The organism is Actinomadura sp. KC06 (assembly GCF_004348735.1).
Taxonomy (GTDB): domain Bacteria; phylum Actinomycetota; class Actinomycetes; order Streptosporangiales; family Streptosporangiaceae; genus Spirillospora.
In genome coordinates this window covers 1-720 of the sequence record NZ_SMKT01000411.1, presented here as the reverse complement: position 1 = coordinate 720, position 720 = coordinate 1, and the positions used below count along the sequence as shown (strand labels likewise).

Annotated in this window: 1 protein-coding gene; it reads right to left on the bottom strand. The window is 68.2% G+C overall.

All coding sequences use genetic code 11. The features are described from left to right. The coding region (locus tag E1287_RS43395) for a hypothetical protein (RefSeq protein WP_131972025.1) at positions 1 to 557 on the bottom strand (557 nt) is incomplete at its 3' end. Positions 558 to 720: the final 163 nt, after the last annotated feature.

The following is a 720-nucleotide window of genomic DNA, read 5'->3' as shown; positions in this document are numbered from 1 at the left end:
TCCCCGCCCGGTCCCGTCCGGCCGGTGTCGGGGCGGGTGCCGTCAGCGTCCAGGCGGCCCACGTCCCGCAAGTGGAGGTCTCTGTGGGTACGCTCCATCGGCGCGCCGAGCAGCCGCACACTTTCGGCCCACCGATGCCACGCCTCAGTCCGCAGCAGGTCCAGCTCTCGCCAGACCGCCGCCGGGACCAGCCCCACCACCAGATCACGCACCGCGACCCCGCCGACCCGGCCATCTGCGGGCAGATCGGTCCACACCGATCGTTTCGCGGTCGCCACATGCAGCCACCCGAACGGCGACGAATCACCGCTCACCAAGCCGCCACCGGCAGCGGCCCGCGCAGCACGCGGCCCCGCGCCCTCCAGCACGCCGCACCCCGCCACCGCCCGCAGCACCCGACGCCGTCGCCGTTCGCGCACCTTCACTGACCGCAGCCATGTCGGCCCCGCCGGTTCGGTCATCACGTAATGCAGCCGCGCCGCCCCCGTCTCACCGACGAAGATCACGAACGCGCACTCACCACGCGTCCAGGCCGTGTCCCGGCCGCCGACCGCCACCACGGCCCCCGCCGGAACCTGCCGACAAAAAAAAAACAGATCAAGGATGTATAACTTATTTGGCAGCGACAGCTGTCTCTGATGCACATTTGCCAGACAACGAGACGAAGGAGAATCTCGTAGGCCGTGGTCTGGTTGTACACCAAAAGTATCGATAGAGACT